Raw genomic sequence first — 15976 nt, forward strand, 5'->3', positions numbered from 1 at the left:
AGTTACTTAATGAAGGAGGGGATTGGTCGGTACCCAGGGATAGAACTTGGGCCGGCTAGGTCAATTTTGTATTGGAGGTCGGAGATTCGGTTCGCGGGGTCTTTGACCTCCACTCGTGGGAACTCCTCAGTGATTTCAAATTCATGGACGTCAACCGCGAAATAGCTATTGAAGGCTTTTGAATGTGCTTCATCGAAAACATCTATCCCGAGGAGATGCATCTTTTCAGTGAAGCTTTCAATATTGAAAGCAGGGTATGTTTGAAGCTCCTCAACGAGGGACGGAATCGATAGCGCTCCGTCAGGATGGCGATTGTATCGACGAAATACGAGGTATAGCGGTTTATTGTTAGGGGTTTCCAGCTGGTTTCTGCCGTGGATAGATAACAACATTCTGTCCGCAGATGCCGTTCCCTTGCACTCAATCGCGCAGTCGTTAAGCAGGAAGTCGTGACGCGTCTTTTCTGGGCCGTACCAAGATTCGACGGCATTGGGCACTTCATCACGAAGCAAACCGAGCAGCACTTCTAGTTCGCAGAGGAGCCCAACTTCAACCTGCGGATCGATAACGAACTGCTTATCGCTGGAGAAGAAGTGACGCCACTTCGCAAGAAAAGCCGACACGTCAGTGATTGATGCGTTTTCTTTCCCGTCGAGGAAACCTAGAAGCTCATCTACAAAGAAATAGAAGATGCTTCGTTGATTCAAATCTCGAAGAATCAGTCGTGCTTGGAAGTCGGTGTCGATTCCATTGTTGACGACCTTTCGACGAGTCAGATGAATTGCCTTGCTCTTCCTGTCATCGACGAAGGTGTCGAATTCCTCCTGGGAAGTAGGTATAATCAGGCCAATTTTTCCTGCGTAACCGGAAAAGCATTGAACGGCGCCGGCAGGAATTTCTACACCAGTACTTAGTGCCCATTCCTCGCCATTGTTGAGATTCTGATCCTTCGAAACCGCCTGAAATAGAAATTCTGATTTGCTCAAAACTGACATTTCTAGACCTCCTCACTTTCGATAGCCTGGAGAACTTCGCTTTCAGCTTCGGCGACTTGTTCCATGGTTTCGGCATCGAGGAAGTCTTGGGCGCTTACATATTCAGCGTCAGGATCTGGGTTGCTCGAAGTCGGGAAGAAGAGACCGATGCCGATCATTACGTCCTCAGCATTCAAATCCTTACGTCGATTTCTCGGAGTGATGAGTTTTCCAACGTTTTTGCCGGACTTGTGTACGAAGTCGGACGACTGACTTGTCTTTGAATCTGGATCGATGGCATAGATGCCTAAATGGGCGACGTCAGTGCCTACAGCTGCTTCGTACGCTTTCAGGAGTTTAGTTTCAGCCTTGGTCGACTGTGTTTCAAACTCGCCGATTAGTTCCTGCAACGCCGGCTTATCCAGATCGGCACTATTCAAGCGATCCAGCGAACCGACGAGGGTCTTAATGTTAGCGACATCTGGGCTTGCTGAAACCACCATCTGGGAACGATTAAGCAAGTTGAGTTCGCTGGTCAGTCCTAAATCGATGGATTTAAGACTGTCTGAGCCAGACCTACCGAAGAAGGAAATATCCCATGCTCGGATAGAGCCTGTTGAGTGTTCCTTCTTGATATATGCCTTGAGCAGCTCCGCATTGTTTCGTCCAAGAGTGGATTCCTCGTAGATGACATATTCGTCGAGGAATTTTTCAACGACGCTTGCAGGGACTTGTTTGAAGAACTTAGTACCGTTCTTCTTTTGATGCTCTTTTAGACCCTTGCCTTGAATGTCCTGGACCAAGGATTCCGTCGCTTGAATATTTTGGGATAACCAGTCTTTATTCTTGTGGCGGAAGAGAATCGTCTGGACTTTCTGGCCGGAATAACTGACTACTGCTGGGCGACTATTCTGCTGCTTTGCACGAGCCGTAACTTCCATCGACGGATGCGTGCGGATTCGCGCTTGGAATGTAAGCGGGGTTTCGCCGTCATCGGCGTAACGTGCTAGGTCTTTTCGCAAGTCCGCTTCCACCAAAGCAAGGTCATGGAACCAATTCTCGAGATCTTCGGTCATCCAAATTCGTGGAAGGTCACCGTATCCGTTTCTGAAACCGAACCAGCGTCCCATCTGAAGAAGGGTGTCGTAGGCAGTAGCGTTTCGAACGAAATAGCTGCAGACGAGGCCTTCTAGAGTCAGACCTCGGGACAAAGTATTGCCGCCGACTGCAATAACAGTCTTCGGCTTCCCGTCTTCGTATTGAAGTCGTTGCTCGGACACACCATTGTCCATTACTACTTCAATTGCTTTGAGGACGTCTGAAATATGTGGCTTGATTTCCTCAAATGTCAGAGTCTCGTATCCCAGTGCTTCTGCGGAAACTTGCTCGGTCTCGTAAACCCATTGTGCTTCGAGAAGCTTAAGCATCTCTGGGGCGTCCTGCTTGCGCGCGAGGAACTTCACTTGTTCTTGAACTAATTCGTGCAAGATCTCATGGGCAGCGGTGCGTACTGCAGTGTGAATCAGCATCGATGAATGCGCATCTTTTTGCCCACGCGCACGGCGAGCTGCAGTGGCGAGGATAAACCAGCGAATTGCTTCATCGAGGGACTTAGGAATTTCAGGCTCCCAGTTTTCGAAGCCTTTCTTTCCACTTGGAGGTCGTGTCGCGCCAATTTCATCTTCGTCGATCGTCCGCACCATAGACAGACCATCCAGCTCTTCGGCGTCTTCGCCATTTAGTGGCTCACGGCCAAAGATAGTCTCTGTGCCGAAATATCCTTCCGGTTTGGGGAGGACATGGATGAAGTCTTTTGGATAGAGATCTGTGGTGTCATTTGGATCGATAAGGATATTTGCAAAAGGAGTCGCTGTATACGCGACGTATGCCGTCTTAGGATTCCGCAGAAGCGTTTTGATCTGGGCGTTGATTTTTGAGGTTTCGGCTTTGGCTTTGGGGGATACATTGATAGAAGCCTGATCAGATTCGTCGTCGATGACGAGAATAGGAAGATCTTTAGTAGCAATTGTTGCGCCCTGGAGGAAATTGTTCAGAGCAGTAAGAATATGGCCGTTCTTCTTCACAACTGCGATATGTCGGTTCGCCGGAGCCCCAAGAAGGGTATCCGAATTCCGATTGTTCGCGTTGAACTGCGAAGCATTGAAGTCGCTATCGATATCGGTGAGTTTTACCCAGTTCGGTGTTTCATCGATGAGTTGTTCATTGATACGTTTCTGAGTCTGAATACGGAGATTATCCGTCATACCTGCCAGGACAATGATGAGCCTGTATCCGATATCTGCGGCTTTAGAAATCAAAGATATGAAGTTCGTAGTTTTACCGCTTTGAACGAAACCGAGTACTAGGCCACGGACATCGAATGCATCTTCAGCGGGCGGTCGAAGTGAGCAAAGCACTTTGCTCGACGCTTTGTCGACGTCGTCGAGCGCGCTGCCGAGTTTGGGTTGAAGCACTTCCTTTACATGAGGCCAATAAATGTGGTTGTCGTAGTCTGGGCCGTCATACCAATCACCGGAATCCACTTCATCCTGAATTAGGGAGTCGACAGCCTTAAACTTTGAGATTTGCCCGGCATTCTGGAGAAAGATGATTCGTGCTTCGTTGAGGAGGTCTTCTGGGGGCTTGACGAAAGGATTGTTGGAAATCCTTTCTACTGCCGCATCTACAGAAACTCCCGTACGGACGGCATTTCGAATTTCTTCTAAAAGCCATTCGATTTTGAGGTTACGGGTAGTAGTCGAATTATCAGTCATTTTTTCTCCAGGGAATTGGGGAGCAAATTTAGCAAACTTGGTTTAAGACTATTCAAGAATAGCGATGGTTTAAATTGCCCACCGGCAATTATTCAAAGTATTTTGTGGCCTTTCCTACATAATTATTTGCTAAATAAACACTGTTTGCCTGGGCGGCGTTGCCGAGAGCTGCTCTACCGCAGGCACGTCTGCCGGAGCCCACTCGAGCTCGAGGGCGTCAGCGATGTTGACCCAGCGGGTGGCGTCGTGGTCGGTGAGACTGAGGTCGTCGGCTAGCAGGGAGGCGGTGGTGGTGCAATAGAAGGTGGTGAGCTCAATGGTGGCGAAATCGTAATGGTGAACGGTTGTCGTTACCTTTTCGCCGACGGTGGCTGAAATGCCGAGTTCTTCCTTAAGTTCGCGCGCGAGTGCTTGCTCTGGTGTTTCGCCGGGTTCGATCTTGCCGCCGGGAAATTCCCACATGCCGGCAAGGGGAGTGCCGGGCTTCTTGCGGAAGGCTAAATGCTGTGTGCGATCTTCATCGACGAAAACGGCGCCGACGACGCGAATGGGTTTAGACATGACTCTATTGTGCCTTGGATCTCGAAAACGTCTAGACAGTGAGCTGTTACTTAGATAACATGTCCCCAATGTTCGCGTAAGGCTGTCACGCGGGCTTGATTTTTGTAGGCAAGCTTGAGGGGACGGTTTTACTGTGACTTCTACCGAATCGGTTTACTCCTCCATCCAGAGCCATGACGGGGAAATCCCGCAGCCTGGGGGACGGTGGAAACTCTTTTTATATAGCGCGATTGGCGCGTTCGTATTCTTCCTGCCGGTGACGTATCAGGATAAGCGCTCCATTCCTTTGGACCACATGGTCACGATGGTGCGTGAAGGGATTCCTGCGGCGGTGCCGTGGATTATCTTTGCCCTGGCCGTGTACGGAACCGTGCGCAGTTTTACTACCGGCGCATTTAAAGAAAGCGTGCTGCAGGCAGTCTTTGCGGTGCTCAACATTGTGGGTGCAGTGATTTCATTCCTTATGGTCATTGATGCGCTGCCGTGGGTGCTCGGTGACGAGGACCTAGTGCCATTCTTGTGGAACTCCATTGCCACTCCGGTAGGCCTTATCGTGCCGATTGGCGGTGCTTTCCTCGCATTTCTCATTGGCTTTGGTTTGCTGGAATTTGTCGGCGTGCTCATGCAACCCATCATGCGGCCGCTGTGGAAGACGCCGGGGCGCTCAGCAATTGACGCGGTGGCCTCGTTTGTAGGCTCGTATTCCCTCGGAATTTTGGTCACGGACCGCGTCTACCAAAAGGGCAGCTATACCGGCCGCGAGGCAGCGATTATTGCCACCGGCTTTTCGACGGTCTCTGCGGCCTTCATGGTCATCGTGGCTAAGCAGCTTGACCTGATGAAGGTCTGGGGTACCTACTTCATTGTCACGCTCATTGTGACCTTCGTGGTTACCGCCATTACCGTGCGGATTCCGCCGCTGCGGACCATTCCGGACGAGTATTTTGCGGATGCGCACCCAGATCCGGAAAAGCCGGTAGAAGGCTCGCGCATCAAAAACGCGTGGCGCGAGGCCATGCTGGCGCTACAGCGCGCGCCGTCGTTGTGGGAATCCATCTGGGAGAACCTGCGCGATGGTGTCCGCATGGCGGCGGCCATTGTGCCTTCCATTATGTCGGTGGGTCTCATTGGCCTGCTGCTGGCGCGTTTTACGCCCATCTTTGAGTGGATTGGTTACCTGTTCTACCCATTCGCTTGGGTAGTGCGGCTGCCGGAGCCGGTACAAGCCGGCAAGGGTGCGGCCATGGGAATTGCGGAGATGTTCCTGCCCGCCACCGCAGTGGCAGGCAGCGACAGCATGGTGCTCAAGTTCGTCATCGGCGTGGTGGCAGTCTCTGCCATTATCTTCTTCTCCGCGCTGGTGCCCTGCATCCTGGCTACCAAGATTCCGGTGAAGCTGAGTCACCTGGTCATCATTTGGTTCGAGCGCGTGGCGCTGACCATTCTTATCGCCACGCCGATTGCTCACCTGCTGTTTTGATTTAAGAGCTAGGCCCCGAGGTGGGCCGTGACGATGTCATCGATAAGCCGCGCCGCCGCTTTGGCGGTGCGGTTATCTATGTCAAAGGTGGGATTGAGCTCGACGACGTCCACCAGGGCCAGCTTGCCCGTCCGCGCGATTGCTACGGCCATGGCGCGGATGCGCTCATAGCTCACACCCAGGGAAGCTGGGGCAGATACGCCCGGCGCGGTAGAAGCCGGTAGGACATCGAGGTCGATGGACAAGTGGACCTTGTCCTTGCCCTCGGTAGCCTTGGCGGCTAGCTCAGCGCACTCGGCTGGGGTGAGATTGACTAGTTCCTCGTCCAGGGTGATGGCGACGTTCAGGCTCTCTGCCTCGTCGAAAAGCACAGCGGTGTTATTGGGGCGGGAGATTCCCAACACGGTGTAGTCGAAGTCGTCGGAAAGCTCCGAAATCTGCTTGAACGGGGTGCCGGAGGTGGCTTGGTTCGCGCGGCGCAGATCGAAGTGAGCATCCAGGTTGATGATCTTGGTGGCGCCTACCGCGCGGTAGAGGCCGCGGTGCGAGCCGAAGGCGGTCTCGTGACCGCCGCCCAAAATGATGGGGAGGGTGCCGGCTTCGACGAGTTCCTGCACTTTATCGGAGAGCGCGTCGTGGGAGCCGTCGAGGTCGTCGGCCTGGGTGGTGATCGTGCCGGCGTCGGCAAGCGCATGCTCATGGTGCACCGCCAAGGAGCCAAGCGCGGAACGCAGCGCGGCTGGGCCTGCGGCTGCACCCTGGCGGCCGCCGTTGCGCAGCACGCCCTCATCGGAGGCAAACCCCAGGAGGGTTACTGGGGCGGGGGATTCGGTGGACTGATTGATAACGCTATGCCAACGGGCATGCTCTGGGCCAGGGCCATCGGAGCGGCCGGACCATTCGGGGGCGGGGGTGAAAAGTTCAGCTTTTTCAGTGTTCATGGTTTTCGATGTTAGGCGGAAACGACGAGTTCTTCTGGCTCTTCGGTGGGTTCATTCTCATGTGTTACCTCGTGCCGGTTGGTGAGGAAATAAACCGCCGTCATAATGGCGATGAAGGCCACACCCACAACGAGGGAAATGCGGTATTCCTCTTGCCAGACCATGATGCCGAAGGTCATGAGGATAAATGCGATGGACAGGTACTGACCATAGGGCCAGAAGGGAACTTTGTATTTGAGGTTCGCTACGTCTTGTGTGCTCATTCCGCGTCGGGAGTATAGGTGAGCCAGCAGAATCATGAGCCAGACAAACACGGTGGCAAAGGTAGCTAGCGAGGCGATGACCTCGAAGATATTTTCCGGCAGGAGGGCATTGAGTATGGTGCCAATGATCATGGTGGCGATGAGGATGATGGTGGTCATTACGGGTACGCCACGCACTACCTTGGACATGAACTTAGGGGCGTGCTTTTGGTGGGCAAGGCCAGTGATGACGCGTCCTGCACCGAAGAGGTCGGCGTTGATGGCCGATAAAGCTGCGGTAATGACCACGAAGTTGAGCAAACCTGCGGCCCAGGAAACGCCAAGGGTATTAAAGATTTGGACGAAGGGGGATTGCTCGCCGGTAATCTCGCGCCATGGGGTGATCATGAGGATGACGGCGATGGCAAGGACATAGAAAAGCAGGATGCGCATGGGCACCGTATTGATTGCTTTGGGTACGGATTTTTCTGGGTGCTGGGCGGCGCTGCCGGCAACACCGATGATTTCGGTGCCGCCGAAGGCGAAGAGGACGAGGATGAAAGAAGCGATCATGCCTGTGGGACCGTTGGGGAAGAAGCCACCGTCGTTGACGAGGTTGACGGGGCCGGTGGTGTGGGCATCAGAAAGCCCAAAGGCTAATACCGCAAGGCCGCCGGCAATCATGGCGAGTACGGCGCCGACCTTGATGATGGTAAAGGCAAATTCCAGTTCACCGAAGGCCTTGACGGTGGCGAGGTTTGCGCCGCCCACGATGAGCAAGGTGGCTGCAACCCAAACCCACTGCGAGACGTCTGGGAACCAAAATCGCATATAAACGCCGATGGCGGTGAGGTCCGCAAGCGCTACGATGACCATCTCAAAGGCGAACATCCAGCCGGTGATGTATCCGGCCCATCCGCCCATGAACATGCGGGCGTAGCCGGCGAAGGAGCCGGTGATGGGGTGGCGCACGGCCATTTCACCTAGGGCGCGGAGCATGAAATACACCACCGCGCCGGCGAGGAGATAGACGACGAGGACAGAGGGGCCAGCGGCTTGGATGGCACCGGCTGAACCATAAAACAGTCCGGTGCCGATCGCGGATCCGAGGGCGATGAAGTGCAGGTGCCTGTGTTTAAGGCCGTGTTGGGACATGGCATCTCCTAGCGTATGAAAAGTTGTATGTAGTCTAAGTCTCTATTTGTCCAAGGTGTGTCGTGGAACATATTTATTTGTCTGGAATTTCAGACTTGGTGCCGTGTGCTGCACTGATAAGCGCCACAGTGGTGCTTAAAATTGCCCTCCGTGAGTACCAACAGAGTCCCAGCGGCGCGTCATGCGATGGAGATCCTCAAGCTTTTATCCACTATCGACGTCCCTATATCTGCTGCCCGCATCCAAGGTGAGCTCAACCTGCCGCGCTCGTCTACATACCACCTGCTGGCGGAGATGGTTGATGCTGGTTTTGTAGCCCATTTGCCGGAGCACAAGACGTATGGACTGGGCCTGGCGGCGTATTCCATGGCTTCGGCCTATGTAACGCAGCAGCCCTTGGTGCGCATGGCCACTCGGGACTTGGAGCAGTGCGCGGCGCTGGTGGGGGGATCGGGGCACCTGTCACGTATGGCTGGATCGGAAATTTTGTATCTGCAGGAGGTGCGTGCGGCGGGTGCTACCTCCTTGGTCACTGAGGTGGGTGTGCGCCTGCAGGCACATAAAACGGCGTCTGGGCGCGTGATGCTGGCGCATCTGCCTGATGCGGAGGTGCGCGCCGCCTTTGATACCGCAGGAGGTAGCGGCTTTACCGCGTTGAAAGAACGCTTGAGTTTGGTAACTGCACGCGGGTGGGACCAAGAGATTGAAGAAATTACTCGCGGTCAGGCCTCTGTAGCGGCGCCCATCCTGGATCACTTGGACCGCCCAGCGGCGGCGGTGGCGGTGACGTATCCGGTAGGGACGCCGGATACGAAGGTAGACGCCGCCATTCGAGCTTTGCTGGAGGTATCGGACAAGGTCGCGGCCAAAATGTACCGCAATCGCAAAAAGTGAGGTAGCATACATTCATCGCGTTAGGCTGTCGCGCGACACATCACAATTGTTGATCCCTTATTTAGAGGAGTATTTGCCATGCCTAACGCCTACCCAACCACCGTGACCGTAAACGTCGGCGCGCTGAGCATCGAGGATGTTGTTGCCGTTGCCCGCTATGGCGCGCAGGTGGAGATTGCGCCTGCAGCCCTAGAAGAGGTAGCCGCTACCCGCGAGCGCGTGGAAGAACTAGCACAAGATCCCACCCCGGTCTATGGCATTTCCACCGGCTTTGGCGCGCTCGCTCGCCGCCATATCCCAGAGGAGATGCGTGCCCAGCTGCAGCTTTCCCTGGTGCGTTCGCACGCTGCGGGTACCGGCCCGGAAGTGGAAGAAGAAGTCATCCGCGCACTGATGCTGCTGCGCCTGTCCACCTTGTGCACTGGCCGCACCGGCGTGCGCCCCGTAGTGGTGGAAACGTATGCCAAGGCCCTTAACGCCGGCATTGTGCCGGTGGTCCGCGAGTATGGCTCGCTGGGCTGCTCCGGCGATTTGGCGCCGCTTGCTCACTGTGCGCTGGCCCTGTTGGGCGAAGGTGAGGTGCGCGTGAACGGCGAGCTGCAGGATGCGGGCGAAGCCTTGGCCGCAGCTGGCATCGAGCCGCTGCAGCTGCGCGAGAAGGAAGGCCTAGCGCTTATCAACGGCACCGATGGCATGCTGGGACAGCTCTGCCTGGCCATCACTGACCTGCGCGCAGCCGCAAAGACCGCCGATATTGCCACCGCCATGACCGTGGAAGGCCTGCTGGGTACCCTCGTGGTCTTCGCGGATGACCTGCAGCAGCTGCGGCCGCATCCGGGCCAGGCCGATGCTGCGGCTAATATCCTCCAAGTGGCCGAAGGCTCTGAGATCTTGGAGGCCGCGCTCGAGGAGTTTAAGAAGAACCAAGTGCAGGATGCCTACTCCGTGCGCTGCGCCCCTCAGGTAGCTGGCGGATTCCGCGATACGTTGACCCACACCGCCCAGGTGGCCGAGCGCGAGCTGGCTGCCGCGGTGGACAACCCGGTGGTGACCAAGGATGGCCGCGTGGTCTCTAACGGCAACTTCCACGGCGCGCCGGTGGCCTATGCTCTCGACTTCCTAGCTATTGTCACCGCGGACTTGGCCTCCATTTCTGAGCGTCGCACCGACCGCTTCCTGGACCCGGCGCGCAACCGCGGGCTGAACGCCTTTCTTGCCGACGACCCCGGTGTTGACTCCGGCCACATGATCGCCCAGTACGCCCAAGCCGGCATCGTGAGCGAAATGAAGCGCCTAGCCAACCCCTCTTCGGCCGATTCCATTCCTTCTTCGGCCATGCAGGAAGACCATGTATCCATGGGCTGGTCCGCTGCCCGCAAGCTACGCAAGGCCGTCGATGGCCTGCAGCGCGTGCTTGCCGTAGAAATCCTCACCGCCGCCCGCGCTATCGACATGCGCGAGGGCACCCCGGCCAAGGGAACCGGCGCGGTCATCGCCAAGCTGCGCGAGACCGTCAAGGGTCCAGGTGTGGACCGCTACCTGTCGCCGGAAATCGAGGAGACCGTGCGCCTGGTTAAGGAGGGTGCGCTCGTCGAAGCCGTTGAGAATGCTACTGGAAAGCTGCGTGATTAATATGTCGACCATTTCTTGGCACCCACAATCTGAGCCCAACCCCTTGCCGTTTTCCCCTTTTAAAGCGAGCACAGTGCCGCGCCCCATTGGCTGGCTTTCCAGCGTGGATGGTGAGGGCCGCGAAAACATCGCGCCCTATAGCCAGTGGCAAAACCTCACTTTCGATCCACCCATGGTGATGTTTTCGGCCAACCAATACCCGGATGGTCGCCGCAAGGACACGGTGCTTAACGCGGAGGAAACCGGCTGGTTCGTGTGGAATATGGCCACCTATGATCTGCGCGAGGAAGTCAATAAATCCGCCCAGGTGCTTGACTATGGCGACAGCGAGTGGGACCGCCTTTCCGTTACCAAGGAATATGCGGACAATTACCGCATTCCCATGGTGAAAGAATCCCCGGTGAAGTTCGAGTGCCAGTACAAGACCACGCTGCGCGTGCCCGGTAATTCCAAGGTGGGCAGCATCGACCTCGTGGTAGCGGATGTAAAGACTATCCATATCGATGAATCCGTCATCGATGAGGAAGGCAAGCTCGACATCCTTAAGATTAAGCCCATCGCGCGCATGGGCTACTTTGACTACACCGTGGTCACAGAAAAATTCGAGATGCGCGTTCCCGGCTCCGACGACGCCGCACGCGCCGGGTTAGAGGGCAGCGCGTAGTGCATCGGCCATAGCCCGCTGACCCGCGTGGGTGGGGTGCATGGGAAAGGAATTAGTCTCCTGGCCCGTGAAATCCACCCACGGTGAGGGGGAGCAGGCGGTGTGGTCTAAGGCGGCGTCGGCAAGCACGTATATAGCCCCATTGCGCTCGGCGGCCTCGCGCACCGCCTGGTTGATGCGCTCGATAGAGCGTGCCAACCAATCCCGGTCACTGGCCGGGATTTTTTCAATGTAGGGGCAGGTCTCGCCACGCTTAATTAGCGGAAGATAACCAGTAGCCAGGACTTTCGCGTCAGGGGAGCGGCGGTGGATCTCCTCGTAGACCTTGTCTAGGCGGCGGGGTAGATCGCGGATTTCCAGGTCTATCTGCGGGCCGGATTCCGCCTGGCAGATATCATCCGTGGCGCATTGGGTAAGCCGAATAAAACTAGCATCATTGCCGCCGATGGACAGGCTTACCAGGTCGGTGTCTTCCCGCAGGGCGTCGACCTGGGCGGGGTGCTCGCCGGCCGAGGAAAGTACGTCGAGCGTGCTAGCGCCCTGGCAGGCTACATTGGTGAGCTCCGCGTCCATTTCCTTGGCTGCAAGCTCGGGGTAGGAATCCTGAGCGCGCACGCAGGTATTGGGCGGATCGAGCGGCAGCGTGGTTGAGCCCATGGCCGCATAGGAATCCCCCAGCGCGACATAGTGGGGTGGCTGCGGCTCCTCGGCGGGGGTGGAACAAGCGGCGACGAGGGCCGCGGAAAGGAAGGGGATGAACCGGCGCATGCAGGCCATCGTAGATCATCCCGCCTGTGTCTCATATACGAGACAGTTAGGGTTCATGTGGCATGGTACACAGAGCTGGGTCACAGTACTTTATGACATGTGACGCTGAACAAGTCCTCGGGGACAGCCCCGGGACACCGGCCTAGGGGACTTGGGAGGGCGTCGAAAAAGCACGAAGAAAGGAAGCCATGTCTCAACCACGCGAAGTACGCGCGCCGCGCGGAACCGAACTGTCCGCCAAGTCTTGGCAGACCGAAGCGCCCTTGCGCATGCTCATGAATAACCTCGACCCCGAGGTTGCCGAGCGCCCCGAGGACCTCGTGGTCTACGGCGGCACCGGTCGTGCAGCGCGCAGCTGGGAAGCCTTTGACGCCATCGTAGAATCCCTCAAGGACCTCGAATCCGATGAAACCCTGCTGGTGCAGTCCGGCAAGCCGGTGGGCATCTGGAAGACCAATGAGTGGGCACCGCGCGTGCTTATTGCTAACTCCAACCTGGTGGGAGACTGGGCTAACTGGGAGCACTTCCGCAAGCTCGAGGACGAGGGACTCATGATGTACGGCCAGATGACGGCCGGCTCCTGGATTTACATCGCTACCCAGGGCATCCTGCAGGGCACCTTCGAGACCTTCGCAGCCGTGGCCAAGAAGCGCTTCAACGGCACCCTGGCCGGCACCTTCACCCTGACCGGCGGTTGCGGCGGCATGGGCGGCGCACAGCCGCTGTCTGTCACCCTTAACGGTGGCGCCTGCCTCATTGTCGACGTTGATGAAACCCGCCTGAAGCGCCGCCAGCATAAGCGCTACCTCGATGAGGTTGTCACCGACCTAGATGAAGCACTCAAGCTGGTTCTTGACGCTAAGGAAAACAAGAAGCCGCTCTCCGTAGGCCTGGTAGGCAACGCTGCCGAGGTATTCCCAGAGGTCCTGCGCCGCCAGCGCGCCGGGGAATTTACCGTGGACATCGTCACCGACCAGACCTCGGCCCACGATCCATTGTCTTACCTGCCCTCTGAAATCACCATGGAGGACTGGCATAACGAGGCCAAGGCAGACCCGACCACCTTTACCAAGAAGGCTCGCGAGTCCATGGCCGCCCAGGTTAAGGCTATGGTCGAATTCCAGGATGAGGGTGCCGAGGTCTTTGACTATGGCAACTCCATTCGCGATGAGGCTCGCAAGGCCGGTTACCAGCGCGCTTTCGAGTTCCCAGGCTTCGTCCCGGCTTATATCCGCCCACTCTTCTGCGAGGGCCTAGGCCCGTTCCGCTGGGCCGCCCTGTCCGGTGACCCAGAGGATATCAAGGTCACCGACCAAGCGCTCAAGGAGCTCTTCCCGGATAACGAGCACCTGCACAACTGGCTCGATGCCGCCGAGGAGTACGTCGAATTCGAGGGCCTGCCGGCACGCATTTGCTGGCTCGGCTATAACGAGCGCCACAAGGCCGGCCTGCTCTTCAATGACCTCGTGCGCGAGGGCAAGATCAAGGCTCCTATTGTCATCGGCCGCGACCACTTGGACTCCGGCTCCGTGGCCTCCCCATACCGTGAGACCGAAGCCATGCTCGATGGCACCGACGCTGTAGCTGACTGGCCGCTGCTCAACGCCATGACTGCAGTTTCTTCCGGTGCTACCTGGGTTTCCCTTCACCACGGCGGCGGCGTAGGCATGGGCCGTTCCATCCATGCCGGCCAGGTTACCGTTGCCGATGGCACCGAGTTGGCCGCTGCCAAGCTGCGCGCCGTGCTGACCAATGACCCGGGCATGGGCGTTATCCGCCACGTTGATTCCGGCTACACTCGCGCAAAGGAAGTCGCCGATGAGCGCGGCGTCCGCATTCCAATGGAATTCAAGGCAAGGGACTAGATGAGCACACTTTTTACCGGCATTTCAGAACTCCGTACGGTCAGCGAGCGCGGCACGCTTAACGACGCCGCCCTGGTAGCCGAATCCGGCACCATCTCCTGGATTGGCCCGGCATCCGAAGCGCCGGCCGCCGATGAGAAGGTGGACCTGGGTGGCCGCGCCGTCCTGCCGGGATGGGTCGATTCGCATACCCACATGGTCTTCGACGGTGACCGCTCCGCTGAGTTTGAGGCCCGCATCTCCGGCGGCTCCTATGAGGCTGGCGGCATCGCCGTAACCATGGACGCCACCCGCCAGGCCGGCACCGACCGCCTGGACAAGCTGGTGGCAGATCGCGTGGCTGCTGGCCGTCGCGGCGGCACCACCACCTTCGAGACCAAGACGGGCTACGGCCTCAACACCGAGTCCGAGGTAGAGGCCGCAAAGGTCGCGTCCCGCCACGTAGATGACGTGACCTTCCTGGGCGCCCACTTGGTGCCGCCAGGGGCAGACGCGGAAGACTACCTCGACGAAGTCGTTGGCCCGATGCTCGAGGGCGTCGCTCCCTATGTGCAGTGGATCGACGTCTTCTGCGAGCGCGGAGCCTTCAACGAGGAACAATCCCGGCGCGTACTGGAAGCCGGTAAGAAGCTAGGCCTTGGCCTGCGTGTGCATGGCAACCAGCTGGGCGAAGGCCCAGGCGTGGCCCTAGCTGTGGAGTTGGGTGCGGCCTCGGTAGACCACGTCAATCACTTGAGCGACGAGGACGTAGAACTGCTGGCTAATTCCGATACAGTGGCCACCATGCTGCCGGCTTGCGATCTGTCCACTCGCGAGCCGCTAGCCCCAGGCCGCAAGCTTCTCGACGCCGGCGCAACCCTCGCCATCGCCTCCAACCTCAACCCCGGCACGTCCTATACCTCCTCGATGAACTACTGCGTGACCACCGCGGTCCTCCAGCAGTACCTGTCCGTTGATGAGGCCATCCACGCGGCGACCACCGGTGGGGCTACCGCCCTGCGTCGCCACAACGTGGGCAATGGTCTCGACCCGCAGGGCCGACCCGCTAAGGGCACCATCGTGGAAGGCGCCGCCGCCGACCTGCACGTGCTCGACGCCCCCAGCGCCGTGCATTTGGCCTACCGCCCAGGCATGCCGCTGAGCTATCGCACCTTTATCGCCGGAGCCTAGCGCTCTTCTAGAAAGGTCGCCGCTATCTGATATAGCCGGCGGCCTTTTTCTTTTGTCATATGTAGCCACGCGTCCTTCTTGCCGATAAAGACTGCGCGTGATCCATCCGGATCTTCCACCATAAAGAGGGTTTCTTCGTCTTGTGAACCGTGGACAGTCCACGACTCTGGGTCGTAGAGGCGACGAAAGCGCCCTAGCTCTATCTCTACGTCCCTGCGGGTGATAGCCGGTGGCCGGTAGGGGAGGTTGTCGGGCCCATAGTCCTTTCGCGGTCCTTTTCTTTCTCCGCGTCCAAAATCGCTATAGACCTCGCTCACTTGGGCACGCACCAGCCCATTGTCGTCCTCCGTGGATTCTATGCGCAGGCATAAAGGGTGCCGAGGCCGTGAAGTAAAGCAGGAGTATAGGTGGCCTATCTTCGGCTTATCGACGGCACTAAAGGTCACAAACTTGCCACGGGATGCGAAATCAAACTCCACCGGAAAGTAGGTTGTGTTCTCGTTGTCCACCACGCTGCCGAGGCTAAGAAGCTTTGGGCGTGCGGCGTATTCCGTGCGGTGAAAGCGCACTGGATCTAGCTCCACCACATAAAATTCAAAATTATCCTCCACCCCGGTTATGCGAAAGACGGGGTTTAGATGAAAACGCCGGTCTGTAATGTGTACATACCCTCCGCTCTGTGGCCGACGGCTGCGCCTAGTGGGATAGATCAGGCCCGTAGACAGCGAGGACAGATAAAGGTCTACCGGCGGGTCCAGTTCCGTGCTGAACCCTGGATAAGAACTTAGCTTGGCACGGATACGTGCTTGGTCGTCAAGGAATCGTGGGCGTGGATGACTCATAGGCTGCACAGTAG

Annotated in this window: 13 protein-coding genes; 6 read left to right on the forward strand and 7 right to left on the reverse strand. The window is 57.3% G+C overall.

The features are described 5' to 3' along the window. Nucleotides 1-2 precede the first annotated feature (2 nt). The 3 genes from ACP8J1_RS04630 to ACP8J1_RS04640 form a co-directional block, all read right to left on the reverse strand. Nucleotides 3-995 (reverse strand): PD-(D/E)XK motif protein, encoded by a 993-nt coding sequence (locus tag ACP8J1_RS04630; protein WP_023021811.1) that lies wholly within the window; start codon nt 993-995, stop codon nt 3-5. A 2-nt stretch (nt 996-997) separates the two neighbouring features. After that, nucleotides 998-3748 (reverse strand): Z1 domain-containing protein, encoded by a 2751-nt coding sequence (locus ACP8J1_RS04635; protein ID WP_023027840.1) that lies wholly within the window; start codon nt 3746-3748, stop codon nt 998-1000. 129 nt (nt 3749-3877) lie between these two features. Then, on the reverse strand, nt 3878-4309 hold the full coding sequence (locus tag ACP8J1_RS04640) for a (deoxy)nucleoside triphosphate pyrophosphohydrolase (protein WP_023021809.1): 432 nt from the start codon (nt 4307-4309) through the stop codon (nt 3878-3880). A gap of 133 nt (nt 4310-4442) precedes the next feature. Between ACP8J1_RS04640 and ACP8J1_RS04645 the strand changes: the two genes are divergently transcribed. Continuing rightward, nucleotides 4443-5789: a YjiH family protein gene (locus ACP8J1_RS04645; RefSeq protein ID WP_023021808.1), complete on the forward strand. Its 1347-nt coding sequence runs from the start codon at nt 4443-4445 to the stop codon at nt 5787-5789. Between the two features lie 8 nt (nt 5790-5797). Here ACP8J1_RS04645 and hutG read toward each other — a convergent pair whose 3' ends face one another. Then, nucleotides 5798-6730, reverse strand: coding sequence for a formimidoylglutamase (gene hutG, locus ACP8J1_RS04650; RefSeq protein WP_023021807.1), 933 nt, complete (start codon nt 6728-6730; stop codon nt 5798-5800). 11 nt (nt 6731-6741) lie between these two features. Further along, the gene (locus ACP8J1_RS04655) at nt 6742-8127 is read right to left on the reverse strand and encodes an amino acid permease (RefSeq protein ID WP_023021806.1); all 1386 of its coding nucleotides are present in this window, start codon (nt 8125-8127) and stop codon (nt 6742-6744) included. A 186-nt stretch (nt 8128-8313) separates the two neighbouring features. Between ACP8J1_RS04655 and ACP8J1_RS04660 the strand changes: the two genes are divergently transcribed. The 3 genes from ACP8J1_RS04660 to ACP8J1_RS04670 all read left to right on the forward strand — a co-directional run bounded on the left by ACP8J1_RS04660 (nt 8314) and on the right by ACP8J1_RS04670 (nt 11317). Beyond that, nucleotides 8314-9021, forward strand: coding sequence for an IclR family transcriptional regulator (locus ACP8J1_RS04660; RefSeq protein WP_023021805.1), 708 nt, complete (start codon nt 8314-8316; stop codon nt 9019-9021). A 78-nt stretch (nt 9022-9099) separates the two neighbouring features. Next, nucleotides 9100-10653 carry a histidine ammonia-lyase gene (hutH, locus tag ACP8J1_RS04665; protein ID WP_023021804.1) on the forward strand — a complete coding sequence of 518 codons (1554 nt, stop codon included), beginning with the start codon at nt 9100-9102 and terminating at the stop codon, nt 10651-10653. A gap of 73 nt (nt 10654-10726) precedes the next feature. Beyond that, nucleotides 10727-11317: a flavin reductase family protein gene (locus ACP8J1_RS04670; RefSeq protein ID WP_232212586.1), complete on the forward strand. Its 591-nt coding sequence runs from the start codon at nt 10727-10729 to the stop codon at nt 11315-11317. On the opposite strand, the gene ACP8J1_RS04675 is transcribed toward ACP8J1_RS04670, so the two are convergent. Then, nucleotides 11300-12085, reverse strand: a complete 786-nt coding sequence (locus ACP8J1_RS04675) for an SGNH/GDSL hydrolase family protein (protein ID WP_232212587.1) — start codon at nt 12083-12085, stop codon at nt 11300-11302. The genes ACP8J1_RS04670 and ACP8J1_RS04675 overlap by 18 nt on opposite strands. A gap of 188 nt (nt 12086-12273) precedes the next feature. Here ACP8J1_RS04675 and hutU point away from each other — a divergent pair, with 188 nt between their 5' ends. Then, a complete protein-coding gene (hutU, locus tag ACP8J1_RS04680) occupies nt 12274-13950 on the forward strand; it encodes a urocanate hydratase (RefSeq protein ID WP_023021801.1) in 1677 nt (558 codons plus the stop codon). Further along, the gene (gene hutI, locus ACP8J1_RS04685; protein WP_023021800.1) at nt 13951-15120 is read left to right on the forward strand and encodes an imidazolonepropionase; all 1170 of its coding nucleotides are present in this window, start codon (nt 13951-13953) and stop codon (nt 15118-15120) included. On the opposite strand, the gene ACP8J1_RS04690 is transcribed toward hutI, so the two are convergent. Then, nucleotides 15117-15731, reverse strand: a complete 615-nt coding sequence (locus ACP8J1_RS04690) for a hypothetical protein (RefSeq protein WP_023021799.1) — start codon at nt 15729-15731, stop codon at nt 15117-15119. The two genes, hutI and ACP8J1_RS04690, sit on opposite strands and share 4 nt — an antisense overlap. Between the last annotated feature and the right edge of the window lie 245 nt (nt 15732-15976).

The sequence above is a fragment of the Corynebacterium sp. LaCa_205 genome, from assembly GCF_057458085.1.

Coding starts and splice junctions, on each gene's coding strand:
- ACP8J1_RS04630 (WP_023021811.1), bottom strand. CDS start 995: ATGTCAGTTTTGAGCAAATCAGAATTTCTATTTCAGGCGGTTTCGAAG.
- hutU (WP_023021801.1), top strand. CDS start 12,274: ATGTCTCAACCACGCGAAGTACGCGCGCCGCGCGGAACCGAACTGTCC.
- ACP8J1_RS04640 (WP_023021809.1), bottom strand. CDS start 4,309: ATGTCTAAACCCATTCGCGTCGTCGGCGCCGTTTTCGTCGATGAAGAT.
- ACP8J1_RS04635 (WP_023027840.1), bottom strand. CDS start 3,748: ATGACTGATAATTCGACTACTACCCGTAACCTCAAAATCGAATGGCTT.
- hutG (WP_023021807.1), bottom strand. CDS start 6,730: ATGAACACTGAAAAAGCTGAACTTTTCACCCCCGCCCCCGAATGGTCC.
- ACP8J1_RS04655 (WP_023021806.1), bottom strand. CDS start 8,127: ATGTCCCAACACGGCCTTAAACACAGGCACCTGCACTTCATCGCCCTC.
- hutH (WP_023021804.1), top strand. CDS start 9,100: ATGCCTAACGCCTACCCAACCACCGTGACCGTAAACGTCGGCGCGCTG.
- ACP8J1_RS04675 (WP_232212587.1), bottom strand. CDS start 12,085: ATGCGCCGGTTCATCCCCTTCCTTTCCGCGGCCCTCGTCGCCGCTTGT.
- hutI (WP_023021800.1), top strand. CDS start 13,951: ATGAGCACACTTTTTACCGGCATTTCAGAACTCCGTACGGTCAGCGAG.
- ACP8J1_RS04660 (WP_023021805.1), top strand. CDS start 8,314: ATGGAGATCCTCAAGCTTTTATCCACTATCGACGTCCCTATATCTGCT.